Origin of the sequence: Mitsuokella jalaludinii DSM 13811 (genome assembly GCF_000702905.1) — a bacterium.
Lineage (GTDB): Bacteria > Bacillota > Negativicutes > Selenomonadales > Selenomonadaceae > Mitsuokella > Mitsuokella jalaludinii.
The window spans coordinates 1-22,748 of record NZ_JNKR01000005.1 but is presented as its reverse complement, the minus strand read 5'-3'; the positions used below and the strand labels follow the sequence as shown (position 1 = coordinate 22,748).

Annotated in this window: 24 protein-coding genes, 4 tRNA genes, 2 rRNA genes and 2 pseudogenes; 2 read left to right on the top strand and 30 right to left on the bottom strand. The window is 60.3% G+C overall.

Annotated features, from left to right (window positions below):
• Window positions 1-8: 8 nt before the first annotated feature.
• Genes T518_RS04625 through rsmD form a run of 3 tightly spaced genes read right to left on the bottom strand, consistent with a single transcriptional unit; the run spans window position 9 to window position 1,712 of the window.
• On the bottom strand, window positions 9-641 hold the full coding sequence (locus T518_RS04625; protein ID WP_036375973.1) for an ATP synthase subunit B family protein: 633 nt from the start codon (window positions 639-641) through the stop codon (window positions 9-11).
• A gap of 7 nt (window positions 642-648) precedes the next feature.
• Window positions 649-1,134, bottom strand: a complete 486-nt coding sequence (gene coaD, locus T518_RS04620; RefSeq protein WP_036375971.1) for a pantetheine-phosphate adenylyltransferase — start codon at window positions 1,132-1,134, stop codon at window positions 649-651.
• Window positions 1,131-1,712, bottom strand: a complete 582-nt coding sequence (gene rsmD / locus T518_RS04615) for a 16S rRNA (guanine(966)-N(2))-methyltransferase RsmD (RefSeq protein WP_036375968.1) — start codon at window positions 1,710-1,712, stop codon at window positions 1,131-1,133. Before rsmD ends, coaD begins: the two co-directional genes overlap by 4 nt.
• A gap of 127 nt (window positions 1,713-1,839) precedes the next feature.
• Here rsmD and T518_RS04610 point away from each other — a divergent pair, with 127 nt between their 5' ends.
• Window positions 1,840-3,537: a DUF4127 family protein gene (locus T518_RS04610; protein ID WP_244881882.1), complete on the top strand. Its 1,698-nt coding sequence runs from the start codon at window positions 1,840-1,842 to the stop codon at window positions 3,535-3,537.
• Window positions 3,538-3,600: 63 nt separating this feature from the next.
• On the opposite strand, the gene T518_RS12450 is transcribed toward T518_RS04610, so the two are convergent.
• A complete protein-coding gene (locus tag T518_RS12450; protein WP_255241017.1) occupies window positions 3,601-3,972 on the bottom strand; it encodes a cation transporter in 372 nt (123 codons plus the stop codon).
• Window positions 3,961-5,820, bottom strand: a pseudogene (locus T518_RS04605) (heavy metal translocating P-type ATPase); the annotation flags it as partial. The gene T518_RS12450 and the pseudogene T518_RS04605, both read right to left, overlap by 12 nt.
• Window positions 5,821-5,987: 167 nt before the next feature.
• Between T518_RS04605 and T518_RS04600 the strand changes: the two are divergent.
• Window positions 5,988-6,063: transfer RNA gene (locus tag T518_RS04600), tRNA-Gln, on the top strand.
• A 121-nt stretch (window positions 6,064-6,184) separates the two neighbouring features.
• Here T518_RS04600 and T518_RS04595 read toward each other — a convergent pair.
• The 25 genes and pseudogenes from T518_RS04595 to T518_RS04485 form a co-directional block, all read right to left on the bottom strand.
• On the bottom strand, window positions 6,185-6,886 hold the full coding sequence (locus T518_RS04595) for a hypothetical protein (RefSeq protein WP_428829225.1): 702 nt from the start codon (window positions 6,884-6,886) through the stop codon (window positions 6,185-6,187).
• Window positions 6,887-6,926: 40 nt separating this feature from the next.
• Window positions 6,927-7,424 carry a CinA family protein gene (locus T518_RS04590; protein ID WP_036375958.1) on the bottom strand — a complete coding sequence of 166 codons (498 nt, stop codon included), beginning with the start codon at window positions 7,422-7,424 and terminating at the stop codon, window positions 6,927-6,929.
• Window positions 7,421-8,779: a 30S ribosomal protein S12 methylthiotransferase RimO gene (gene rimO, locus T518_RS04585; protein WP_036375955.1), complete on the bottom strand. Its 1,359-nt coding sequence runs from the start codon at window positions 8,777-8,779 to the stop codon at window positions 7,421-7,423. Before rimO ends, T518_RS04590 begins: the two co-directional genes overlap by 4 nt.
• Window positions 8,780-8,993: 214 nt before the next feature.
• A complete protein-coding gene (locus tag T518_RS04580; RefSeq protein ID WP_081828417.1) occupies window positions 8,994-10,202 on the bottom strand; it encodes an RNA-guided endonuclease InsQ/TnpB family protein in 1,209 nt (402 codons plus the stop codon).
• Window positions 10,141-10,365: pseudogene (locus T518_RS12445) on the bottom strand (recombinase family protein); the annotation flags it as partial. The pseudogene T518_RS12445 and the gene T518_RS04580, both read right to left, overlap by 62 nt.
• 77 nt (window positions 10,366-10,442) lie before the next feature.
• Window positions 10,443-11,486, bottom strand: a complete 1,044-nt coding sequence (locus T518_RS04575) for an ABC transporter substrate-binding protein (protein ID WP_036375948.1) — start codon at window positions 11,484-11,486, stop codon at window positions 10,443-10,445.
• Window positions 11,487-11,507: 21 nt separating this feature from the next.
• Window positions 11,508-12,464, bottom strand: a complete 957-nt coding sequence (locus T518_RS04570; protein WP_036375945.1) for a CvfB family protein — start codon at window positions 12,462-12,464, stop codon at window positions 11,508-11,510.
• Between the two features lie 52 nt (window positions 12,465-12,516).
• The gene (gene rsfS, locus T518_RS04565) at window positions 12,517-12,861 is read right to left on the bottom strand and encodes a ribosome silencing factor (protein WP_036375943.1); all 345 of its coding nucleotides are present in this window, start codon (window positions 12,859-12,861) and stop codon (window positions 12,517-12,519) included.
• A gap of 58 nt (window positions 12,862-12,919) precedes the next feature.
• Complete coding sequence (locus T518_RS04560) at window positions 12,920-13,936, bottom strand: LCP family protein (protein WP_036375940.1); 1,017 nt, start codon at window positions 13,934-13,936, stop codon at window positions 12,920-12,922.
• Between the two features lie 3 nt (window positions 13,937-13,939).
• Entirely contained in the window at window positions 13,940-14,560 is a 621-nt protein-coding gene (yqeK, locus tag T518_RS04555; protein WP_036376108.1) for a bis(5'-nucleosyl)-tetraphosphatase (symmetrical) YqeK, read from the bottom strand.
• Between the two features lie 8 nt (window positions 14,561-14,568).
• Window positions 14,569-15,171 (bottom strand): nicotinate-nucleotide adenylyltransferase, encoded by a 603-nt coding sequence (nadD, locus tag T518_RS04550; protein ID WP_036375937.1) that lies wholly within the window; start codon window positions 15,169-15,171, stop codon window positions 14,569-14,571.
• Between the two features lie 3 nt (window positions 15,172-15,174).
• Entirely contained in the window at window positions 15,175-15,324 is a 150-nt protein-coding gene (locus T518_RS12170) for a hypothetical protein (RefSeq protein WP_169737571.1), read from the bottom strand.
• Window positions 15,321-16,577, bottom strand: a complete 1,257-nt coding sequence (locus tag T518_RS04545; RefSeq protein WP_036375934.1) for a glutamate-5-semialdehyde dehydrogenase — start codon at window positions 16,575-16,577, stop codon at window positions 15,321-15,323. The genes T518_RS12170 and T518_RS04545 overlap by 4 nt, the downstream gene beginning before the upstream one ends.
• Window positions 16,578-16,591: 14 nt before the next feature.
• Complete coding sequence (gene proB / locus T518_RS04540) at window positions 16,592-17,716, bottom strand: glutamate 5-kinase (RefSeq protein ID WP_036375931.1); 1,125 nt, start codon at window positions 17,714-17,716, stop codon at window positions 16,592-16,594.
• Window positions 17,717-17,732: 16 nt separating this feature from the next.
• Window positions 17,733-18,035 carry a ribosome assembly RNA-binding protein YhbY gene (gene yhbY / locus T518_RS04535; RefSeq protein WP_036375928.1) on the bottom strand — a complete coding sequence of 101 codons (303 nt, stop codon included), beginning with the start codon at window positions 18,033-18,035 and terminating at the stop codon, window positions 17,733-17,735.
• A gap of 42 nt (window positions 18,036-18,077) precedes the next feature.
• Window positions 18,078-19,358, bottom strand: coding sequence for a GTPase ObgE (gene obgE / locus T518_RS04530; protein WP_036375925.1), 1,281 nt, complete (start codon window positions 19,356-19,358; stop codon window positions 18,078-18,080).
• Window positions 19,359-19,565: 207 nt separating this feature from the next.
• Complete coding sequence (gene rpmA / locus T518_RS04525) at window positions 19,566-19,856, bottom strand: 50S ribosomal protein L27 (RefSeq protein ID WP_036375921.1); 291 nt, start codon at window positions 19,854-19,856, stop codon at window positions 19,566-19,568.
• Window positions 19,857-19,870: 14 nt separating this feature from the next.
• Entirely contained in the window at window positions 19,871-20,182 is a 312-nt protein-coding gene (locus tag T518_RS04520; protein WP_036375916.1) for a ribosomal-processing cysteine protease Prp, read from the bottom strand.
• A 6-nt stretch (window positions 20,183-20,188) separates the two neighbouring features.
• Window positions 20,189-20,500, bottom strand: coding sequence for a 50S ribosomal protein L21 (rplU, locus tag T518_RS04515; protein ID WP_036375913.1), 312 nt, complete (start codon window positions 20,498-20,500; stop codon window positions 20,189-20,191).
• Window positions 20,501-20,646: 146 nt separating this feature from the next.
• Window positions 20,647-21,978 (bottom strand): NCS2 family permease, encoded by a 1,332-nt coding sequence (locus T518_RS04510; protein WP_036375910.1) that lies wholly within the window; start codon window positions 21,976-21,978, stop codon window positions 20,647-20,649.
• A 153-nt stretch (window positions 21,979-22,131) separates the two neighbouring features.
• Window positions 22,132-22,222 (bottom strand) — tRNA-Ser (locus T518_RS04505).
• A gap of 7 nt (window positions 22,223-22,229) precedes the next feature.
• A tRNA-Trp gene (locus T518_RS04500) sits at window positions 22,230-22,305 on the bottom strand.
• 9 nt (window positions 22,306-22,314) lie between these two features.
• Window positions 22,315-22,390, bottom strand: a tRNA-His gene (locus tag T518_RS04495).
• Between the two features lie 6 nt (window positions 22,391-22,396).
• A 5S ribosomal RNA gene (rrf, locus tag T518_RS04490) occupies window positions 22,397-22,513 on the bottom strand.
• A 68-nt stretch (window positions 22,514-22,581) separates the two neighbouring features.
• Window positions 22,582-22,748 (bottom strand): 23S ribosomal RNA (locus T518_RS04485); the annotation flags it as partial.

The following is a 22,748-nucleotide window of genomic DNA, read 5'->3' as shown; positions in this document are numbered from 1 at the left end:
TCACGCACTCATTCTTCTGCCGGCTTCTCCTCTGCCGCGGTCTGGGCCTGCGCCGGTGCCGACTGTGCAGGAAGGGGCGGCTGTGGCTGATTGAGCCCCGCCTTGGCCGTCTGCAGGACCTGCAATGCCTGCTGGAGTCCCTGCGTGACCTGCTGGACACCTGCGGCGGCCTGCTGCACGCCGTTCTGCGCCTGTTGGACGCCGTCAAACGTCCGCGAGACATGCGCGATCAGCTGCTCGAAGACCTGGTTTGCGTAGGCGTCCACATTGTTCTGGAGCTCCCGCGCCTGCGCTTCTGCGGCCTGGACCATCGCCGTCTCCTTCTGCTGTGTCTCCTGCAGGATCTCCTTGCCGCGCTGCTTCGACTTCAAGACGATCTCGCTGTTCTCCACCATCGCTGCAGCCTGGCGCTCCGCCTCCGTGCGGATGTGCTCCGCCTCGCGCCGCGCGTCCTCGATGATCTGGTCGCGCTCCTTCATGATGACCTCTGCCTTATCGAGTTCCTTCGGCAGGTCATTGCGCAGTTCCTCGACGTAGTGGACGAGGTCGTTATCGTTGATGAGGATGTGGCCCGTGAACGGGAAGGTCTTGGCCGTGGCCACCATGTTCTCGATCTTATTTAAAGTCTCGCGTACTCCCATATTCCGCTTACTCCCTTTCTTGTCCTAGAATCTGGATTGCCTGCTCCACGCAGGGTGGTACCAGGCCGTGCACATCACCGTGGAAACGGATGAGCTCCCGGATCCCCGAGGAACTCACGAATGAATACTCCGGCCGCGTCAAGAGGAAGACCGTGTCGATATCGGGCTCCAGATGGCGGATCATATAGGCTTCGTTCTGCTCGTACTCGAGGTCCTTGATGGAGCGGACGCCGCGCACGATGACATGTGCCTCATGCGCCTTCATGTAGTCCGTGATGAGCCCCGAGAACGAGTCGACCCTGACATTCTCGATGTGCGCGGTCGCCTCGCGCAGGAAGCGCACGCGCTCCTCGACCGGGAAGAACGCCTGCTTGTTCACATTGTGGAACACGCAGATAATGATCTCGTCAAACATCGTGCTGGCGCGCTCGAAGATATCGATGTGGCCATTCGTCACGGGGTCGAAACTGCCTGAACAAACGGCTCGCCTCATTGCTCCGCCTCCTCTATCTCTTTCAGGTACGCTTTGCGCTGGAAGAAGCTCAGCTGCGTCGTGCGGCCGTAGCGGCGGTTCAGCACACAGCGAAGCTCCGAGAGCTCCGGCATATCGTTCTCATCCGCGCCGTGCTCGACGACGAGGATGCCGGCGTGAGCGAGCACCGTGCTCTCGTCGAAAAACGTCAGTGCCCGCCAGGCGAGGCCCTTGTGGTAGGGCGGATCGCAGAAGATCAGGTCAAAGGACTCCCCGCCCTGCGCAAAGCGCGAGAGCTGCGCGAAGACATCGCAGCCGTGCACGGCAGCCTTGTCCTGCAGGCGCGTGTGCACCGCATTCTCGCGGATCAGCGCCGCCGTCGCCTGGTCGACGAAGCAGGCCGACGCTGCGCCGCGCGACAGCGCCTCGAGCCCGAGATTCCCTGTGCCCGCAAAGATGTCGAGCACCTTGCGCCCGTACACCTTCGGGCCGAGGATGTTGAACAGGGACTCCTTGATCCGGTCCGACGTCGGCCGTGTCGCCTGGCCCTTCGGCGTCTTGAGGCGACAGCCCCGCGCCGACCCCGTTATGATTCTCATATATTCCACTCCAAATCAAAAGCCTATAAACAGATTCATTCTACCATACTTTGCCGCTTTCGTGAACCTTTATGGTATAATTAACTGACGTGTATCAAACATCTGTAGAGAAAGGATGGACATCTCTTTGGAACGATATCGAAAGCGCCGCGCTCTCCTGATTCTCATGCTCGTGCCGCTCCTCGCGCTCGGTCTCTGGAATCTGCGGGCCCTGCGCCATCCGGCCGGCACGCCTGTCTCGCCGCAGGAAACGACGGCGCATCATGTCATCCTCGTGCCGCTCGACGGCCGCCCGCCATGCCGCCAGTTCGTCATCGACGCGGGCCGCATCGGCGGCACGGAGGTCGTGACGCCGCCACACGAGCTGCAGGACTACTACTCGCAGCCTGGCGACACGAAGGCCATGCGCCGCTGGCTGCTCGAGGAAGTGGCCAAGGGAACGACCGACGCCGTCTTCCTCTCCGTCGACCAGCTGCTCTACGGCGGCCTGCTGACGGCCCGCGAGAAGCAGGCCACATCTGCAGAGGTCGAGGAGTTCCTCGCCTTCCTGCGCGAGCTCCACGAAGCCAATCCCGCCGTGCCCATCTACGCCTTCAGCATCCTGCCGCGACTGACGCCGCAGGACACGATCGACGGCTACGACGAGAGGCGCGACATCATGGCCTACTCGCGCCTCGCCGGCCGACAGGCTGCAGGGCTGCCCGTCGACGAAACGAAACTCGCCGCCCTCAAGGCGAAGATCCCGCCCGCAAGCCTGGAGCGCTACCTCGCACACTTCCGGGAGAACGCCACACTCAACGAACGGCTCATCGACCTCACGCACGAGGGCACGCTGACGCGCCTCGTGCTCGGTCAGGACGACGGCGAGGAGTACGGCATCCCAAACATCGAGAAGTATGCGCTCCTGGACTACATCAAGAGCCTCGGCCTCTCTGACCGCCAGGTCTTCCTGACGCACGGCGCCGATGAGATTGCCCTGTCGCTGCTCGCCGCCTGGCACAACGAGCAGACTGGTTATGCGCCGAAGATCTTCGTCGCCTACAACGACCCCGGCGCGCGCGACCGCGTCATGCCCTACATGGCCGTCTCGACGGGCGTCTGCACCGAGGAGAAGATACGCCTGACGGGCGGCTCACTCGCCGCCTCGCCGGAAGAGGCCGACTTCACGCTGCTCGTCTCGACGAACGACACCGACAAGGACACGCTCTGGAGCCGCGGTGCCTGCGTGCGCCTGCTCGAAGACAACCTCGCCAAGGGGCAGCCGACGGCACTCGTCGACCTCAGCAAGCACTTCAACGCCGATGAGACAGTCCTGCCACAGCTCATCGCGGCCGCCTTCCCTGTCAACCATCTGCTCGCCTACGCAGGCTGGAACACGACGAGCAACGCCCTCGGCACGGCGATTGCCCAGGCCTGCCTCTACCGTTCCTCGCTGGAAACAGTGAGCGGCGAGGATGAAGCCATCGGCCTCGCCGCCGCGCAGGTCCGCTTCCTCGAGAACCGCATCCTCGAGGATTACTTCTACCTCAAGGAAGATATCGACACCATCAACGGCACGCTCAAGAAGGCCGGCTACACCAACACAGCCGACCTCGACCTCGACCACAACTACCGCTGGGCCAACCTCATGCTGCGCACCTCGATGACGCGCCACCTGCTCGTCTACAAGAACACGGCCGCCTTCCGCGCGCCCTTCCCCGTCGCTGCGCCCTCGGGCACCATCTATCTGCAGCTCCACGACATGCAGGCCGACATGAGCTTCCCGTGGCCGCGCACCTTCGAGATCTACCTCGAGACGACACCATTCATGAGCCGCGTCTCATGACAAAAAGAGCGAGATATCACCTCGCTCTTTTTTGTTGCAGTACCCTTATATTCCATTCAGGATTCAGATATAGATCTCACAGTCGTCCTCGACCTTCTTGCATGCCGTGCGCACGCGCGGCATGACTTCTTTTGGATCGGCATCCGGCTCAAATTCGACCTTCATCTCCTGCATCATAAAGTTGATGGCAGCATGACGGATGCCCGGTACCTTGTTTGCCGCCTGCTCCATGAGGTTCGCACAGTTGGCGCAGTCCACTTCGATGCGGTAGGAATGATGCGGCACAGATCCTGCCTCCTTCACGGGCTCACTCTCTGCAGCAGCCTGGGGAACGGGAATCGTCTCGACAGCCGCGCCCGACGGCAGTACCTCTTCGCGGACAGCGGCCGCGGAGGGAGTCTCTGGCAGCTGGCCGCTCGCAAAGAGCGCCCGCATGGCATTGAGAACGGCCAGCACCATGACGCCGACATCGGCGAAGATGGCCGCCCACATATTGGCGAGGCCGACGGCGCCGAGCACGAGCACGACAGCCTTGACGCCGATTGAGAAGACGATGTTCTCGCGAACGATGCGCATCGTCTTGCGCGCGATGCGCTGTGCCACCGCGATCTTGAGTGGATCGTCGTCCATCAGCACGACATCGGCAGCTTCGATGGCTGCATCAGAGCCCATCGCGCCCATCGCGATGCCGACGTCGGCACGCGAGAGCACGGGTGCATCGTTGATGCCGTCGCCGACGAAGGCCAGCTTGCCGCCCTGCTCCTGCCGCAGCAGCGCTTCAACCTTCGCGACCTTGTCCTGCGGCAGCAGCTCACTGTAGACTTCATCGAGAGAGAGCTCCGCCGCGACCTGGTCGGCGACAGATTTCGCATCGCCCGTCAGCATGACCGTGCGCCGGATGCCGTTCTTGTGCAGCGCGTCAATGGCTGCAGCCGCATTCGCCTTGATGACATCCGAGATGACGATGTGGCCCGCGTAGACGCCATCGATGGATACGTGGATGATTGTGCCCTTCCTCTCGCAAGGATGCCAGGCCGCACCGATGGACTCCATCATCTTCGCATTGCCGACGCAGATACTATGGCCGTTGACCGTGGCGCGCACGCCGTGGCCGGCGACCTCCTCGACCGCCTCGACACGGCAGTCGTCCGCCTCATGCGCGTACGCCGCGCGCAGCGAGACGGCGATCGGGTGCGTCGAGTAGCGCTCGACATGTGACGCGAGGTGCAAGAGCTCTTCTGGCTCGATCGTCTCGGGGTGGATGGCCGTGACCTCGAACACGCCCTTCGTCAGCGTGCCCGTCTTGTCAAAGACGACTGTGTCAACAGAGGCGAGCGTCTCCATGTAGTTGGAGCCCTTGATGAGCACGCCGGCGCGACTCGCCCCGCCGATGCCGGCGAAAAACGAGAGAGGGATGCTGATGACGAGCGCGCACGGGCAGCTGATGACGAGGAAGACAAGCGCCCTGTAGGCCCACGTCCCCCAAGCAGGCTCCATGCCGCCGAGGAGGGCGACAGTCGGCGGCACGACGGCCAGCACGGCAGCAGCGCCGACGACAATCGGCGTGTAGATGCGCGCGAATTTCGCGATGAAGTGCTCCGACTTCGACTTGCGGGAGCTCGCCTCCTCGACGAGCTGCAGGATGCGCGAGACAGTCGACTCCGCGAAGCGCTTCGTCGTGCGGATGGTCAGCAGGCCGTCCGCATTGATGCAACCGCTGATGACCGCATCGCCCGTCTTGACGCGGCGCGGCAGGCTCTCGCCCGTCAGCGCGATCGTATTGAGGCTCGACTCGCCGTCCACGACCACGCCGTCTAAGGGGATCTTCTCGCCAGGCTTGACGAGGATCGTCGAGCCGACGCCCACGGAGTCGGGGCCGACGCGGTGCACGCCGTCCGGCTCGACGAGATTAGCGTAGTCGGGGCGTATGTCCATGAGCTCCGAGATATTGCGGCGGCTGCGGCCGACTGCATACGACTGGAACCACTCGCCGACCTGATAGAAGAGCATGACGGCGATGCCCTCCGTGTAGTCGCCGTCCTCGTAGACGGCGAGCGCCATCGCGCCGACTGTCGCCACGGCCATGAGCAGGCACTCGTCGAGCGGCTGGCGGCGCCAGACGCCCTTGGCCGCCTTGATGAGGATGTCGTAGCCGACGACGAAGTACGGCACGAGGTACGCGAGGAAGCGCGCCGTGCCAGAGAGCGGCACATAGGCCAGCACGACCATGAGCGCGGCCGCGGTGATGATGCGGATGAGGTTCTTCTTCTGCCTTTGATTCATTTTGGCCTCCATTTAAATATATGAACAGTCATTCATTCGTTATCTAGATTATAGCAGATTTCCGCGATAAGGCAAGCGAGAAATCAAAAACTCTCTGCAAAAATTTTTGATTTCCCGCTTGACAACAGGTCCCCTCATCCGTATAATATATAAATGTCGAAAGACACAGGGGTATCGCCAAGTTGGTAAGGCACGGGTCTCTGAATCCCGCATGCGTTGGTTCGAGTCCAGCTACCCCTGCCATATGAATGCAGAGCCAGTCCGCAAGGGCTGGCTTTTTTGATGCCTGCGTCACCATGCAAGTCATGGACCGTACAAGAAAAAGGGCTGCCGCACGACTCTCCCGTGCGGCAGCCCTTTTGCCTTACTTCTTGTTCTTCTTGTCTTTCTTATCTTTCTTGACGTTCTTGACTTTCTTGTCCTTGCTGCTCATGAGCTGCTTGCCGTCGACATCCTTCAGAGTCGTGATGCCCTTCTGGAAGGCGGCGAGCGACGATTCGCGCAGGTCCGGGTTGTCGATGAGCTCAACGCCGTAGCGATTGCCCTTCTCCGTGCGGAAGAAAGCGACGGCCATCTGCGTATCGGCCTTGGCCACGCCGTCAATCTGGCCGTCACCGTTCTCGTCGATCTCGATTTCCTTGGCCGTCACGGCGTAGATGGCCTTGTTCTTCGCGTTGAGATTGACGAGCATGATGCCCTCGTAGCCGTTGCTGCCCATGATCCCCGAGAGCAGTTTCTCGGCATCTGCTTCCTTGAGCTTGTTGAGATCTGGCACGCTCTTGTTGTCAAAAGCGTCCGTCAGCACGATCCAGGCGTACTTGATGTTGTAGCCGTCGTTGTCGAAGATAAGGACATCGCCCTTCCTGTCCTCGTAGAGCGCGCTGGCCGGAATGACGCCGACCGGCTTCTGCGGACACTGTATCGTGTAGCCGTACTGCTGGCTCGTGTAAGTGTAGGGCAGCGCGGCTTCGGCTGCCTGCGAGGCTGCCGCCGGTGCCTGCTCTGCGGCAAAGGCCGGCATAGCCGGCATCAGGAGCAGCGATGCACCGAGTGCCGCCGCTGCCATATAAGAATGGAAACGCATAGTATCTCTTCCTCTCTTCTTGTCAGGCTTGTTCCCGTTTCAGCTGTTCAAGATACGCGCGGGTCATCTCGAGGGCCGTGTCGGTCGTCTGGCGCTTGATCTCCGTGCGCGCGCCGCTGAAGTGATTTTCTTTGACCATCGTACCCCTCGGACCTGAAACGGCGATGAAAACGAGTCCGACGGGTTTCTGCTTCGTGCCGCCGCCCGGGCCGGCGATGCCAGTGATGCCGACGCCGATATCCGTCCCGACGGCGCGCGCGATGCCCTCTGCCATCTCGCGCGCCGTCTCCTCTGAGACTGCCCCGTGCGAAAGCAGCGTCTCGTGACGCACGCCGACGAGCGATTCCTTGATGCGGTTCGTGTACGAGACGACCGAGCCCATGACGTAGGCCGAGCTGCCGGCGATATCTGTCAGGCGGCTCGTCAAGAGGCCGCCCGTACACGACTCGGCGCAGGCAATCGTGAGCCCCTGCGCGAGGAGTTCCTTTCCTACGCTTTCTTCAAGAAGCTTCTTGCTCATTCCGCTGCCTTCTTCCCCTTCTCTGCGCCGTCAATGCGCTCGCCGACGACGTCGTAAGTGAAGCCCTGCAGGACGCGCACGCGCACGATGTCGCCCGGCTTGCTGTCCGCATCGTTCTCGACGTAGACCTGGCCATCGACCTCGGGCGCCTCGCGGTAGGAGCGGCCGACCGAGATGTTCGGCTGCTCCTCGTCGCGACCCTCGATGAGGACATCGAGTTCCTTGCCTTCGAGCGACTGGTTGATCTCCTCGGAGATCTTGCACTGCAGGCTCATGAGGTCGTGATAGCGCTCCTGCATGATCTCCTCCGGCACCTGGTTCGGCATATCGTAGGCCGGCGTGCCCTCTTCGCGCGAGTACGTGAAGACGCCGACCTTGTCGAGGCGCATCTCCTCGAGGAAGTTGCGCAAGGTCTGATACTGGGCATCCGTCTCGCCCGGGAAGCCGACGATGAAGGTCGAGCGGATCGTCACGCCGGGGATGCGCTCGCGCAGCTTGTGGATGAGCGCGCGCATCTCCTCCTGCGTGTCAGGACGGCGCATGCTGCGCAGCACGGCATCATGCGCGTGCTGCAGCGGCAGGTCGACGTACTTGCAGATCTTCGGCTCGCTGGCGATCGTCTCGATGAGCTCGTCGCTGAAGTACTTCGGGTAGCTGTAGAGCGTGCGCACCCACTTGAGCTTCGGCACCTTGACGATCTCGCGCAGGAGCTTTGCGAGCTTCGGCTGGCCGTAGAGGTCGCGGCCGTACTCCGTCGAGTCCTGAGCGATCAGCACGACTTCGCGCACGCCGTTCTCCGTCAGGTGGCGGATCTCATCGCAGATGTCCTCGATGCGGCGGCTGCGGTAGTCGCCACGGATGTACGGGATGGCGCAGAAGGCGCAGCGGTTGTTGCAGCCCTCCGCAATCTTGACGTAAGCCGTGTATGAAGGCGTCGTCGTGATGCGCGGCGTGTGCTCGTCGTAGAGCGCTTCGTCCTTGCCGGCAATGACAAGGCGATGGCCCTTGAGCGTCTCCTCGACGGCCTCCATGATGCGGCCCCAGGCGCCCGTGCCGATGATGGCGTCGGCTTCGGGAATCTCGTCTAAGAGCTCCTGCTTGTAGCGCTGGCCGAGGCAGCCCGCGACGATCAGGCTGCGGCAGCGACCGCTCTCCTTGTACTCGGCCATGTTGAGGATGGTCGTGATCGACTCCTCCTTGGCCGACTGGATGAAGGCGCAGGTGTTGACGATCAGGATGTCGGCCTCGGCCGGGTTGGCCGTGAGCTCAATGCCGTGCTGCTGGAGGATGCCGAGCATGACCTCCGTGTCAACGAGATTCTTGGAACAGCCAAGACTGATGAAACCAGCTTTCACTGAAATACCTGCTACTAAAAACATAGAATAACATAGAAATTATCTATGCCTAGAAATATTCCTTTTTCATCGTGTATGCTTTTGTCCAGGCAAGCCTGAGACTACTCACAAGTTCTTGTACACTCCAAAGGCGTCGGCCATATTCCCTGCGCGGCAGGGCAACGGCCTGTTTCCGACTAGCCATCGGTACATTTATGAAATGCGCGAGCGTGAATCAGGCGATGCGATAGTCCTTCGTATCGCGCAGATTCAGCGCTGCATTCAAATCGCGGTCTTCCTTGTAGCCGCATGCAGGACAGACGTAAGTGCGGTCTTTGAGTTTCAGGCCGCTATGCACATGCCCGCAGGCGTGGCAGGTCTTGGAACTCGGGTAGAAGCGGTCCGCGATGCGGAATTCAATCCCGATGATCTCTGCCTTGCGCCGCAGCTTCTCGCGGAAGGAATAGAAGCGCTGCTCTGACACTGCCTTCGAGAGATGGCGGTTCTTCATCATGCCGGTCACGTTGAGGTCTTCCACTGTGATGAAGCGTGGTTTTTGCTCCACCAGTGCATGGATGACTTGATTCTCGTGATTGCGGCGCAGATTCGCCAACCGCTGATGCAATCTCTGTACCGATAATTTCTTTTTCTCTATGTTTGCAGAGGCAGTAGCAGTGCTCCCACCTTTCTTCTTTCGCATCTCGTACTTGCAGCTGAGACGCCTCTGCTCTCTTCTCAGCCGTTTCTCGAGCCGTCTGGCTCGGGAAGACATATTGATATTCTCAAAAATCCTGCCATCGCTGACGATAGCAAGCGATTTGACACCGAGGTCCACACCGATGCCATCCGTCTGCGGATGGTACGATGCTTCCAAGTCGTTGTTATAGCGGCTCGTCTCCTCAATCTCAGCTGTGACCGAGACGTAGTAACGGCCCGCTTCATAGGAGACATGCCCATTCTTGATGGTCACGCCCTGCGGCAGGTAGCCCAATTCTTTCAGGCGTACCTTGCCGATGGTCGGGACCTGGATCTTGTGCCGCCAGATGGTCCAGTCGCCCTTATTGTTCTTCGGGAAGTAGAGCTTCACGTTCTGCTGGTTTTTCCGCTTGAAGCGCGGGAAGTGCGCCTGTCCTTTGAAGAAGCGCTTGAACGCCTGCTCCGCATTGACGAGGACCTTCTTGCGCGCCTTGGACCCGCACTGGTCAATCCAAGGGAATTTCTTCTTTAGTACATGGTTGACGTACTTGTCGAAGTTATTGGCGGTGACGAAATGGCGCTGCTTCTCATCGAGGACGCCGCGCTGATACAGGCGGTACAGCCAGATGTTGCGGGCGATGTACTGATTTGCGAGGAAGCGGCAGATACCGAGTGACCGACGTATCTTATCCTTTTGGCTTTCGGTGAGACGGAGTTCGGTCTTGAAGGATCTGAGCAACCGTTTCATCTCCTTTCAGCTTCCCTTCGTATTTCTGCAACACATGGATGCGGTTGGAAAACATACGGATGATGCTGATTAGGTCTTGGATCATCTCGCATTCCGGGCTGAGGTCCTCGTTGTTGACGACAATGATCTTTGCACCGTGTTCAGCCAGATGACGCTCGAACCAGCTGCAAGCTCCCTAGTATTGGTAGATGCAATCACACAAACCATACAAAGGAGGATGCCGCAAGGCATCCTCGCCAATCATTTGAATCGGATCTCGCGCGCCCACGTGTCGAGCAGGTCGTGCTTCTGCTGAGCCGAGAACTGCGGGTTCTGCGTGAAAAGCGTGAGATTCTTGCCGGGGAAGGACTGGTAGGCCATCGTCCCCGGATTTGTCGGCACGAAGAAGTAATTGTGGCTCTGCAGGGCGAGCTGCGCCTCATCGGAGAGCAGCCAGTCCGCAAAGTTCTGGGCGAGCCCCCGCTCTCTGTCCCCGCTGCCCGCGAGGATGCCCGTGCCGGTGATCCACGCCGTCGTGCCGTCTGCCGGATAGATGATCTGCAGCGGGTAGCCGTCGTGGATGTAGCGCAGCGTCTCGCTCTCGACGGCAATCGAGATGTCGACCTCTCCCATGCCGGCCTGGCGCACGGGATTCGAGAGGTAGCGGGCGTACTGCACGACGCGCGGATGGATCTTGTCGAGGAGCTCCAGCGTCTTCTCGTCGCCGAATTCCGCATCCATCGCGTAGAGCAGGTTCGAGGAGGCATCCGCGGCCATGAAATCCGTGATGCCGATGCGCCCGTCCTGGTCTGCGAGCGCCTGCCAGGTGTCGGGGATGTCTGTGTGCAGCGATATCAGGTAGTCCCTGTTGATGCAGAAGATGATGGGATCATACCAGACGCCCATCCAGTAGCCGTCATCCTGGCGGAAGGCTGCAGCGACCATGTCGCCGCGCTCCGACAAGTACGGCACGAGATAGCCGCTGCGCGACGCCTGGCCGAGCGTCTGCCAGTCGGCCAGCACCATCGCCGGGCCAGACTTCTGCGGCGAACCGGCCTGCGCCTTCGCGCGCTCGAGGACATCTGCCGAAGAAAGCGGCACAAACGTCACGTGGACACCAGAGCTGTCCTCATACGCCTGTGACAAGATCTCGGCTTCCTCCGCCGGCAGCGTTGTCAAGACTGTGATTTCCTGCTCTCTCGTCCGGTGGTCGATGTGTCCGGTGCCGGCGAGGTAGGCAGAACCAGCGATGACGATGGCCAGCAGCAGGAACGCTGTCAGCAGGAGTGTCGTATAACGTCTCATGAAACGCCCCCCATAATCGCGTTAATCTCTATCCTTCTCGCTTTTCTCGCTTTTCTCGCTGTCCGCTGCAGCGCTCACGTCGAGCAGATACGTCCAGCCGTCCTTCTCGGCGACACGGCCCTCTTTCATCAGATGACCGAGCGCGCGCTTGAAGGCGGCCTTGCTGATCTGGAACTTGTCGCGGATGACTTCAGGCGACGTCTCGTCGCTGTAGGGCATGCGGCCCTTGCGGCTCTCGAGAAGCTCAAGGATGCGGCTTGAATCCGTGACGAGTGCCTTCTCCTTGGCCTCGCGCAGCGAGGCGTTGAGGCGTCCGTCAGAGCGGACGAAGGTGACACGTGCCGTCACGATCTGCCCGACGCGCGGGCGCTCCTGCTCCTTCATCTCCTTGTTGGCGATGAAGACGATGTAGCGCTCATTCGAGAACAGGAAGGCACCGGCGTCCGTATAGTTGTAGATGGCCCCCGTGACCATCTGGCCGACCTTGACGTGTGTCGCCGGCTTCGAAGCGCGGCGCATCTCGTCCTCGACTTCCATCGTCACAGCCAGTCGGCCGGACTTGTCGGTGTAGAGCTTTGCCCAGACGACTTCGCCGACCTGCGGGCGGCCGCGCATGCCGGCGTACGGCATGAAGATGCCGCGCTCCGCGCCGACATCGAGGAAGGCGCCGTCCCGCGTCACATTGATGACGCGCAGGCGGGCAATCTGCCCCTCCTTCATCTTCGGCACGCGCATGCTGGCCGTCAGGCGGCGCTTCGGGTCCAGATAGAGGAATACATCGACGAGATCGCCGACGGCGACGGGATGCGTCTGCTGCGTCTTGTGCAGCAGGATATCATCCGAGGTATTCCCCGTCTGGGCATCGAGGAAAGCGCCCATCTCGCTGACGCGCGCAACCTGCAGGCGGGCGACCGTGCTCGGTCCGAACTTCCGCTTGGGGCGCGCAGCCTCCTGGGGCATTTCCGTCTTATCGTTCATAGTCTCCATCCTTCTGTACGGTTTCCCGCTGCTGTTCTCATGATTCATAGTCTCACTCTTCATAGGCCGTGAGCTTCGCATCGCCCCAGAGCTGTTCGAGCGCATAGTACTCGCGCATCTCCTGGCGGAAGACGTGGACGACGACATCGCCGAAGTCTAAAAGGACCCAGTCGCCCTCACGATAGCCTTCCTTGTGGCTGAAAGCAACGCCGTCCTTGGCGAGCTCTTCTTCGATGTTGTCGGCGATTGCGCGCACCTGCGTAGCCGTATTGGCCGAGCAGATGACGAAGTAATCCGGCGAGATCATGAGGCCCTGCATGTCCATCGTCACGATGTCACGCGCCTTCTTGTCGCTGGCAGCCTTGCAGATGGCCTTGCACATTTCCTGTTCCGTCATATTGTACCTCCTGTACCTTTATTCTCTATCAAAATCTTCACGTTATCAGGCAGTAGGCTCAGTTTCCCGCATCCGGGAAGAGCTCCTGCATCGCATGGCGGATGGCGTCCTGGTCCGGCATCCAGACCGTATCGTCGCCGAGCGCCGGCGAGCCCGGCAGGATGACCCCCTGCGGCTGGTCGCTCGAGAGATGGCGCACGACATTGGCGAGGTGCGCCGAGTCAAAGACCTCTGCGCTCGTCTTTACGTGCCTGCGCATCGTCTCGGCGATGAGCGGCAGCTTCGGCACCGTCTCGAGGCGCATGACCTGCTGGTAGAGCGACTTGACGAAGCGCTGCTGGCGCTGCTCGCGTCCGACATCGCCGAGCTCCGGGCTGCGGTAGCGCAGGTACTGCTGGGCCTGATTGCCGTCGAGATGCTGGTAGCCCTGCTTGAGATGGATGTTGAGCCCCCCCTCGGGGTCCTCGTAGTCCATGTCGCTCTCGACGTAGATGTCGATGCCGCCCAAAGCGTCGATGAGCGCCGAAAAGCCCTTGAGGTCGAGCACGACGTACTGGTGGATGGGGATGCCGAGCAGCTGGTTGACCTCGCGGACCATCAGCGGTGCGCCGCCCTCTGTGTAGACGGAGCGGATGCGCATGAAGTGCGCATTGCCCGGCGGATTGACCCAAGTGTCGCTCGGGATCGTGATGCAGCGGACCTTGCCGCTGCTGTTCTCCATGCTCAGGACGAGGATCGTGTCGGCCTTCGCTCCCTCCGTGTTCGTCGGGTCGGCGCCGTCGTCGATGCCCATGACGAGCACGTTCGTGTAGCCATCAAAGCTCGGGTTGACAGCGCCCTGCCAGGACGCGCGGCGCTCGGTGTAGCCGGCGTACATCGTCTGGTATTCCTGCACGAGGTATTCCGTTCCGCGCACGAGCGCGTAGATGCCGCCCGCCGCCAAGAGCAGCAGCACCGTGAAGATGACCATTGCGAGCAGGCGGCGCAGGAAACGGCGCCTGCGCAGGCGCGCGATTTCCCGCTTCTTCTGCTCGATATGGCGCCATGTTACGTTGTCCTCTTTCCGTTTCCCCATCGGTCAATCTTCCTTCTTTGCCTTCTTCGCCTGCTCTGCCTCTGCGTCCTTCCTCTTCATCTGCCCGAGCAGGATCTCGTTGCGCGCCAGCACCGTCGCCGGATGGACGAGATGGCCCTTCTGGACGACGAAGATGATGGAGTGGCTGAGCCCGGCGAGCATCATCTCGTCGAGCGAGGCCGTCTTGGCGAGTTCGCGCAGCTTGTCGACGCCGGGGAAATCCCGGTTCGGCTCGATCATGTCGGCGTACCAGATGATCTTGTCGAGCGGCGTCATCTGCGCGCCGCCGACCGTGTGGCGCGCGATGGCCTGCGAGATGGCAGGATCCTCCACGCCGTAGATCTCGCGCACGCGCACGGCGCCGATATCGGCGTGGAGCAAGAGCGGCATCGAGCGCTCGACCTCGCCGATAGCGATGCCGCGCTTCTCTGCCTCCTCGACCATAGCTTCATTGCGGAACTCTCTTGCGCAGTCGTGCAGGAGTCCGGCAACCCGCGCCTTCTCTTCGTCCACGCCGAAGCGGTGCGAAAGCTTCACAGCCGTCTCGGATACGCCGAGTGAATGGCGGAAGCGGCTCGGCTTGAGCCTTGCTTCCAGTTCCGCCTGCATCTGTTCTAACGTCATGCCATAACTCATCGATAAAGCCCTTCTTTTCTGATGTATGTCTCTACGGATTCCGGCACCATGTAGCGGATGGAGCGGCCCTCTCGGATGCGCCCGCGTATCTGTGTCGAGGAGATCTCCAGTTCCGGCGTCGCGAGCTCATGGATGTGCGCATCGCAGAGGCTGCCGAAAAAGCCGCGGAGCTTCGCCATGTCGAGCGCCGTGCCCTGGCGCCGCGCCGCGATGAAGTGGCACGATGCCAGGAGTTCCCGCGGTTGGTGCCAGTCCGGCAGGTCGTTGATGGCGTCCGCACCTGTGATGAAGTAGAGCGGCACCTCCGGGCCGAAGCGCTCAGCGAGCAGGGCGATCGTATCCGATGTGTAGGAGACGCCCTCGCGGCACATCTCGATGTCCGATGCCTCGAAGTGCGGGTTGCCCGCCACCGCGAGCTCCGTCATCGCGAGCCTGTCCTCTGCCGAGGCGACGCGCTTGTCCAGCTTGAAGGGCGAATGCGCCGCAGGGATGAACAGGACCTTCTCGAGTTCATACGCATCCCGCACGAATTCCGCCGTCAGCAGGTGGCCCGTGTGGATTGGGTCAAACGTGCCGCCCATGATACCGATGCCTTTCATGACTCACTCCCCCAGAAACAGCTCGACGACAAGCGCCAGGGCGGCCATGCTCAAGAGCATGAGCCCTGCCGCCTTCAAGTAATCCCTCGCGTCAAAGGCGCCCTTCGGCGTGGCGAGGTACTGGCGCATTGTGCGCAGATACCCGCCAATCATTCGCGGATCTGCCCTTCGCCGTAGATCAGGTATTTCGTGCTCGTCAGCGCCGTAAGGCCCATCGGGCCGCGCGCGTGGAGCTTCTGCGTGCTGATGCCGATCTCTGCACCAAAGCCGAACTCAAAGCCGTCCGTGAAGCGCGTCGAGGCGTTGACGTAGACGGCCGCTGCATCGACTTCCCGCTGGAAGCGATGCGCGTTCACGAGGTCCTTCGTGATGATGGCCTCGGAATGGCCCGTGTTATAGCGGTTGATGTGCGCGATGGCCATCGTGAGGTCGTCGACGACGCGCACGGAGAGGATGAGGTCGCCGTACTCCGTCGACCAGTCCTCCTCCGTCGCCGACTCCATCTCCGGGCAGATGGCGCGCGCCCGCTCGCAGCCGCGCAGCACGACGTGCTTTGCCGTCATCGCCGCCATGAGCTTCGGCAGGAACTCCGCTGCGATGTCCTGATGGACGAGCAGCGTCTCCATGGCATTGCAGACCGAGCAACGGCTGGCTTTCGCATTGACAGCGATAGAGATTGCCATCTCCTGGTCAGCCGAAGCGTCAACATAGGTGTGGCAGACACCCGTGCCCGTCTCGATGACCGGCACCGCCGCGTTCTCGGTAACGTGCTTGATGAGTCCGGCGCCGCCGCGCGGGATGATGACATCGAGATAGCCGCGCAGGTGCATCATGACATCGACGGCCTCGCGGTCCGTGAAGTCGACGAACTGGATGGCGCCCTCGGGGATGCCCGCCTTGTAGGCAGCCTTGGCAAGCAGGGAGCTGATGGCGATATTCGAGCGGATGGCCTCAGAGCCGCCGCGCAGGATGACGGCGTTGCCGGCCTTGAGGCAGAGCCCCGCGGCATCGGCCGTGACATTCGGGCGCGCCTCGTAGATGATGCCGATGACGCCGAGCGGCACACGCACGCGGCGGATCTCGAGGCCGTTGGGGCGGACCGTCGAGTAGTCGCCCGTCGCAACGGGGTCCGGCAGGGCTGCCGTCTGGCGCAGGCCCTCCGCCATCGAGGCGATGCGGCCCTCGTCGAGCAGCAGGCGGTCGAGGTACGAGCGCTTGACCTTCTTCTGGCGCGCGTCCTCGATGTCGAGCGCATTGGCCTGCAGGATGACCTCGCTGCGCTTCTCGAGCGCGTCGGCCATCGCCAGAAGCGCCTTGTTCTTGACATCTGCGCCGAGCAGAGCGAGCTTTGCCGCTGCGCCCTTCGCCGCCTCTGCCTTTTTCTTCATTTCTGCCTGGATATCCATCTCAGTATTCCCCCTCAGACCATCAGGACCATGTTATCCCGATGAATGACCTCTTCGTGGACAGCGCCCGCGACGAGATGCTCAAAGTCCTCCGTCTTGTGGCCGATGAGCCGGCGGAGGTCTTCTGTATTGTAGTTGACGATGCCGCGCGCGATCTCGCGGTTGTCCTCGGCGAGGACGCGCACCGTGCTGCCGGCCTCGAAGTCGCCGTCGACAGCCTTGATGCCGGCGGCCAGCAGGCTCGAACCACCTTCGAGCGCCTTGACGCAGCCCGCATCGACGACGAGATCGCCCTGCAGCCGCTTGCCAAAGGCCAGCCAGCTCTTGCGCACGCGCAGATGCGATTCGCGCGCGGCAAAGACCGTGCCGACCTCCTCGCCCTGCAGGATGCGGCGCAAAGCGCCCTCTTCACTGCCCGAGGCGATGACCATGTTGACGCCGGCGCTCATGGCCACCTGAGCGGCCTGCAGCTTCGTCGCCATGCCACCCGTGCCGAGCGAGGAGCCCGCGCCGCCGGCCATCTCGATGACCTCCGGCGTGATCTCCTCGACCTCGTGGATGAGGCGGGCATCTGGATGGGTTGCCGGATTTGCCGTGTAGAGGCCCTCGATGTCCGAGAGGATGATCAGCGCATCGGCATCGACGAGCGTCGCGACCATCGCCGAGAGATTGTCGTTATCCCCGATCTTGATCTCGTCGACGGCGACGGCATCGTTCTCATTGATGACTGGCACGGCCCCCATCGCGAGCAGGGCAAGCAGCGCATCGCGCGAGTGGCGGTACTGGTGGTGACGCACGGCGTTCTCCTTCGTCAGGAGCACCTGGCCGATGGTCTTGCCGTACTCGGCGAAGAACTTCTCGTAGATATGCATGAGCACGCCCTGGCCGATGGCGGCAACCGCCTGCTTTTCCGGAATGGAGTCCGGCTTCTTCGCGAGGCCGAGCTTGCTGAGGCCCGCCGCGATGGCGCCCGAGGAGACGAGGATGATCTCGCGCCCCTCATTCATGAGGTCGGCCAACTCCCGCAGGAGATGGTCGATGCGGTAGAGGTTGAGCATGCCCGTATCATGGGCAAGCGTACTCGTGCCGACTTTGACGACGATGCGCCTGGCTTCCCTGAGCCTCTGACGTGCGTCCATACTGCATCCCTCCGTCTTACGGCAGCTCGATCTTCGGCTTCTCGAAATTGCGCTTGAAGAGCAGGCCGTTGCGCCCGATGACCTGCACGAGGTTAGCGTCAGCGCGCTCTGCGAGCATGGCGATGGCATCGGCCGGCAGTTCCATGCAGTTCTGCAGCACGCGTACCTTGATGAGCTCGCGCTTCTTGATTGCCTCGCGTGCCGCCTGTACAACGGTCGGCGTCACGCCCTCCTTGCCAATCTGGACGACCGGCTCGAGCTTCATGCCCATTGAGCGCAGGAAGCTCTTCTGTTTTCCTGTCAGTGAATTGCGGATCAAATCGATTCCTCCGTATCCTATATGATATATCTCTTACTCGTCTCACTCACGGTACTCGAATTCCATCTCGCCGATGTGGACGGTCTGGCCTTCCTTGATGCCGCGCTCCTTGAGCTTCTCGTCGATGCCCTTGATGCGCCAGATGTACTGGAAGCGGCGCACAGCCTCATCGTTGTTGAAGTTCGTCATGATGACGAGCTTCTCGATGGCCTTGCCGTGCACGATGAAGTCGCCCGCATCATTGCGCGTGATCGTGATCTTGTCCGGGTCTTCGGCCGTCTCATCGTAGACCTTGACCTCTTCCTCCTGCTCCGGCTCCTCGACGTAGTTGTCGAGCCATTCACCGACGTAGGAGATGAGTTCCTTGACGCCCTCGCGCGTCGCCGCCGAGATGGCGAAGAACTTCAGGCCCTCCTTCTCGGCCAGCTCCTTGAGGCGCGGCAAATTCTCCTGCGCCTCCGGCAGGTCGATCTTGTTGGCCACGAGGATCTGCGTGCGGCGCGCGATCTTCTCGCTGTACTTCTTGAGCTCTGCATTGATCTTGTAGTAGTCGTCAACCGGGTCGCGGCCCTCGATGCCAGAGGCGTCAACGATGTGCAGGATGAGCTTCGTGCGCTCGACGTGGCGCAGGAAGTCGTGGCCGAGGCCGACGCCGTCGGCCGCACCCTCGATGAGCCCCGGGATATCCGCCATGACAAAGCTCTTCTCGTAGTCCGTCTTGACGACGCCGAGCACCGGCGTGATCGTCGTGAAGTGGTACTCCGCTATCTCCGGGCGCGCCGCGCTGACACTGGCGACGAGGCTCGACTTGCCGACCGACGGATAGCCGACGAGGCCGACATCTGCGAGCAGCTTGAGCTCGAGGATCAGGTTGCGCGCCTCACCCGGCTCGCCGAACTCCGCAAACGTCGGCGCACGGTTGGCGGCATTCGCGAATTTCGCATTGCCGCGGCCGCCGCGTCCGCCCTTGCAGATGACAGCCTCCTGGCCGATCTCCGTGAGGTCTGCGAGCACCTCACCCGTCTCCTCATCCTTGACAATCGTACCGGCCGGCACCTTGACGTAGCAGGCCGGTGCATTCTTGCCGTACTGGTTCTTGATATCGCCGTTCTCACCGTTCTCCGCCTTGAACTTGCGGTGGTAGCGGAAATCGAGCAGAGTATTCATGTTCTGGTCCACGACGAAGATGATGTCGCCGCCGCGTCCGCCGTCACCGCCAGACGGGCCTCCCTTCGGGATGAACTTCTCGCGGCGGAACGCCGATTTGCCGTGACCGCCATCGCCCGCCTTGACGATGACGCGTGTCCTGTCGATAAACTGCATGATAGCCTCCTTTTTCTCTTGAGATTTCTTGTCTATTTCAACAACTGCCTGCTGCATTCCTGTTTGTCATGCATAAAAAGCCGGCATTGTGATACCCAACACCGGCTTTTTATCCATCACAACGCAACTTAACGCCGTTTTATCTAGCAATATGCAGCAATATAACAATACCTGCGCCTTCCCGGAGGAATGCGCAGGTATCTTTCATTACATAGCCTCTTCAGCCGTGTAAACACTGATCTGACGGTTATAGCGGCCTTTGCGCTCGATAGCGACCTTGCCGGCAACCTTTGCGAACAGCGTATCATCCTTGCCGATACCAACATTGTGGCCCGGATGGAAATGCGTGCCGCGCTGACGAACGAGGATGCTGCCAGCCGTTACGATCGTGCCGGCATGCTCCTTGACGCCGAGGCGCTTGGATTCACTGTCGCGGCCGTTACGCGTGGAGCTGACGCCCTTCTTATGTGCGAAACGCTGAAGTTCAAACTTAAACATGGAATTCACCTCCACTATTTCAGGATACGTACAGCCTTGGGATACGCCTCAGCAATGGCTGAGAGCCCCAATAGCATCGTTTGCAGAATCGATTCTGTCTGCTCGTCTGGACTGTCCTTGAGTTCCATTCTGAGCTTCCCGCTCGCCGCGTCATAGCTGACCTCGCGATGCAGATACTCGGTTATCCCAAGGAACGCCGTGTCCGTTAAAGACGAGACACCAGCGCAGACGATATCCTCACCTGCCGCCGCCGTGCCGCTGTGGCCGGAGACGTCAAAGCCGGTTATCCTGCCGTCTGGCTGGCAAAAGATCTTGACCTTGATCATCGGTGATCAGGCTTCGATCTTCTCGATGACAACCTTCGTGAACGGCTGACGATGACCCTGGCGCTTGCGATAGTTCGACTTAGCCTTGTACTTGAAAACAAGGATCTTCTTATCTTTGCCCTGAGCCTCGACTTTGCCCGTTACCTTGGCACCCTCGACGACCGGCGTACCGATCTTGACATCAGCGTCATTGACGACCGTCAGGACCTGATCAAAGACAACTGCCTCGCCTTCGCCGGCAGCCAGTTTCTCGACCATGATGACATCGCCCTCGGCGACCTTATACTGCTTGCCGCCCGTTTTGATGATTGCGTACATGAAAACACCTCCCTGATAGATTACTCGCCAGCTACGGTACGATTGCTCGTTTCTCAAGACCTCGCTGTGCGGTTGGGGAAAGACGCCCTAGGCGTCTACAATATGAAATATTATCATAGCGTCAAATGCTTGTCAAGCTATTTCGCTCACGAACGCATGACGAGATTGATGACGAATGCGATAGAGACAAGCCACATGATCCAGCTGACTTCCTTGTACTTGCCGACAGCCGTCTTCATGAATACGTAGCTGACGAAGCCGAAGGCAAAGCCGTTGGCGATAGAGCCCGTCAGAGGCATCATGATGATCGTCAGGAAGGCCGGCAGGCCGTCCGAGAAGTCGACGAAGTTGATCTTGCCGACCTCGCTCATCATCAGCGCGCCGACGAGGATCAGCGGCGGAGCCGTCGCAAAGCCCGGCACGAGGCCGACGAGCGGAGCGAAGAGCAGCGCGATGAGGAAGCAGATGGACACCGTGACAGCCGTCAAGCCCGTCTTGCCGCCAGCCGCGATGCCGGCAGCGCTCTCGATGTAGCTCGTGACCGTCGACGTACCGAAGATCGAGGAGCAGATCGTGCCGACTGCATCCGTCGTCAGAGCACGGTCGAGGTTCTCGATCTCGCCGTTCGGCTTGATGAGCTTCGCCTTCGACGTCAAGCCGATCAGCGTGCCCATGTTATCGAAGAGCTCAACGACCGTGAACGTGAAGATGATGGAGACGATGCCGTAATTCCAGGCACCAGCGATGTCGAGCTTGCCGAACGTCTCGCCCATGTGCGGCAGGCTCGTGCTGACGACATCGCCGATGGCGTGCGGGACTGGCGAGTAGCCGAGTACCATCGAGAGCAGCGTCGTCACGATGATGCCGATGAGGATAGAGCCCTGGATATTGCGCGCCATCAGAGCGCCCGTCAGCACGAGGCCGAAGAGCGAGAGCATCGTCGTCGGATCCGTGACATGACCGAGACCGATGAACGTCGCCTTGTCCGGGATGATGAGGCCCGTGCCCTTGAGGCCGATGAAAGCGATGAAGAGGCCGATGCCGACGCTGATAGCGACGCGCAGGTTCTGCGGCACGGAATTGATGATGGCCTGGCGGATATGGCTGACCGTCAGGATCAGGAACAGGACGCCCGAAAAGAAGACGGCACCGAGTGCGACCGTCCAGTGGAGACCGAGTGTACCGCATACATAGTAGGCAAAGAACGCATTGAGGCCCATGCCCGGTGCGAGTGCGACCGGGTAGTTGGCGAATACGCCCATGACCATGGTCGAGAGTGCTGCGATCCAGATTGTCGAGGCGATAGCCGCTTCCTTCGGGATCCCTGCCTCCGACAGGATGTTTGGATTGACAAAGATAATATAAGCGAGTGCAATGAATGTGGTAAGACCTGCGAGGACTTCCGTCTTGACCGTCGTGTTCTTCTCACGGAGCTTGAAGAAACGATCAAGGAAGCCCTGATTCGCTTGCGTCTGCATTAGTGAATTCCTCCCTTTCACCCAAAATAAATCTTTCCATCACTCTTGTGATGGAATACCGTACAAGAATACCAAAAAAGAGGACACATGTCAATTTTCTTTTAGTGTATACAATAAAAAGCCCTGACAAAAGTCAGAGCTTTCATTTCGAAGTGGCGGAGTGGAGAGGATTCGAACCTCCGCACCAGTTACCCAGCCTAACGATTTAGCAAACCGTCCTCTTCAGCCTCTTGAGTACCACTCCAATAAAATGGCAGGGGCAGTAAGACTTGAACTCACAACCTACGGTTTTGGAGACCGTTGCTCTACCAGTTGAGCTATACCCCTATAAAAAAATGGGGCGACTTGTGGGGATCGAACCCACGCATGCTGGAGCCACAATCCAGTGTGTTAACCGCTTCACCAAAGCCGCCATGAAAACCGGCAATTTCCTATCCTCCCAGTCCGTCTCCAGACAAGTACTTTCGGCCTCTGAATGCTTAACTACTGTGTTCGGTATGGGAACAGGTGGAACCATTCAGGCATCATCACCGGATATTCTATTTGAATGCTTGCACATTCAAAACTATACAGAAGAAATTACTCTGCGAACATTTCAGTTCTCTAGTTAAGCCCTCGACATATTAGTAGTAGTCAGCTTCATGCCTTGCAGCACTTCCACATCTACCCTATCAACCTTGTCTTCTTCAAGGTGTCTTACTAGCTTGTGCTATGAGATACTTCATCTCGGGACGGGCTTCACGCTTAGATGCTTTCAGCGTTTATCCCTT

Bases quoted from the DNA above. Each gene is read 5' to 3' on its own strand.
- T518_RS04625 (WP_036375973.1), bottom strand. From the start codon at position 641: ATGGGAGTACGCGAGACTTTAAATAAGATCGAGAACATGGTGGCCACG.
- coaD (WP_036375971.1), bottom strand. From the start codon at position 1,134: ATGAGGCGAGCCGTTTGTTCAGGCAGTTTCGACCCCGTGACGAATGGC.
- rsmD (WP_036375968.1), bottom strand. From the start codon at position 1,712: ATGAGAATCATAACGGGGTCGGCGCGGGGCTGTCGCCTCAAGACGCCG.
- T518_RS12450 (WP_255241017.1), bottom strand. From the start codon at position 3,972: ATGCGGGCGCTCTTTGCGAGCGGCCAGCTGCCAGAGACTCCCTCCGCG.
- T518_RS04595 (WP_428829225.1), bottom strand. From the start codon at position 6,886: ATGGCAGCGGCGGCACTCGGTGCATCGCTGCTCCTGATGCCGGCTATG.
- T518_RS04590 (WP_036375958.1), bottom strand. From the start codon at position 7,424: ATGAGCAAGAAGCTTCTTGAAGAAAGCGTAGGAAAGGAACTCCTCGCG.
- T518_RS04580 (WP_081828417.1), bottom strand. From the start codon at position 10,202: ATGAAACGGTTGCTCAGATCCTTCAAGACCGAACTCCGTCTCACCGAA.
- T518_RS04575 (WP_036375948.1), bottom strand. From the start codon at position 11,486: ATGAGACGTTATACGACACTCCTGCTGACAGCGTTCCTGCTGCTGGCC.
- T518_RS04570 (WP_036375945.1), bottom strand. From the start codon at position 12,464: ATGAACGATAAGACGGAAATGCCCCAGGAGGCTGCGCGCCCCAAGCGG.
- rsfS (WP_036375943.1), bottom strand. From the start codon at position 12,861: ATGACGGAACAGGAAATGTGCAAGGCCATCTGCAAGGCTGCCAGCGAC.
- T518_RS04560 (WP_036375940.1), bottom strand. From the start codon at position 13,936: ATGGGGAAACGGAAAGAGGACAACGTAACATGGCGCCATATCGAGCAG.
- yqeK (WP_036376108.1), bottom strand. From the start codon at position 14,560: ATGACGTTAGAACAGATGCAGGCGGAACTGGAAGCAAGGCTCAAGCCG.
- nadD (WP_036375937.1), bottom strand. From the start codon at position 15,171: ATGAAAGGCATCGGTATCATGGGCGGCACGTTTGACCCAATCCACACG.
- T518_RS12170 (WP_169737571.1), bottom strand. From the start codon at position 15,324: ATGATTGGCGGGTATCTGCGCACAATGCGCCAGTACCTCGCCACGCCG.
- T518_RS04545 (WP_036375934.1), bottom strand. From the start codon at position 16,577: ATGGATATCCAGGCAGAAATGAAGAAAAAGGCAGAGGCGGCGAAGGGC.
- proB (WP_036375931.1), bottom strand. From the start codon at position 17,716: ATGGACGCACGTCAGAGGCTCAGGGAAGCCAGGCGCATCGTCGTCAAA.
- obgE (WP_036375925.1), bottom strand. From the start codon at position 19,358: ATGCAGTTTATCGACAGGACACGCGTCATCGTCAAGGCGGGCGATGGC.
- rpmA (WP_036375921.1), bottom strand. From the start codon at position 19,856: ATGTTTAAGTTTGAACTTCAGCGTTTCGCACATAAGAAGGGCGTCAGC.
- T518_RS04520 (WP_036375916.1), bottom strand. From the start codon at position 20,182: ATGATCAAGGTCAAGATCTTTTGCCAGCCAGACGGCAGGATAACCGGC.
- rplU (WP_036375913.1), bottom strand. From the start codon at position 20,500: ATGTACGCAATCATCAAAACGGGCGGCAAGCAGTATAAGGTCGCCGAG.
- T518_RS04510 (WP_036375910.1), bottom strand. From the start codon at position 21,978: ATGCAGACGCAAGCGAATCAGGGCTTCCTTGATCGTTTCTTCAAGCTC.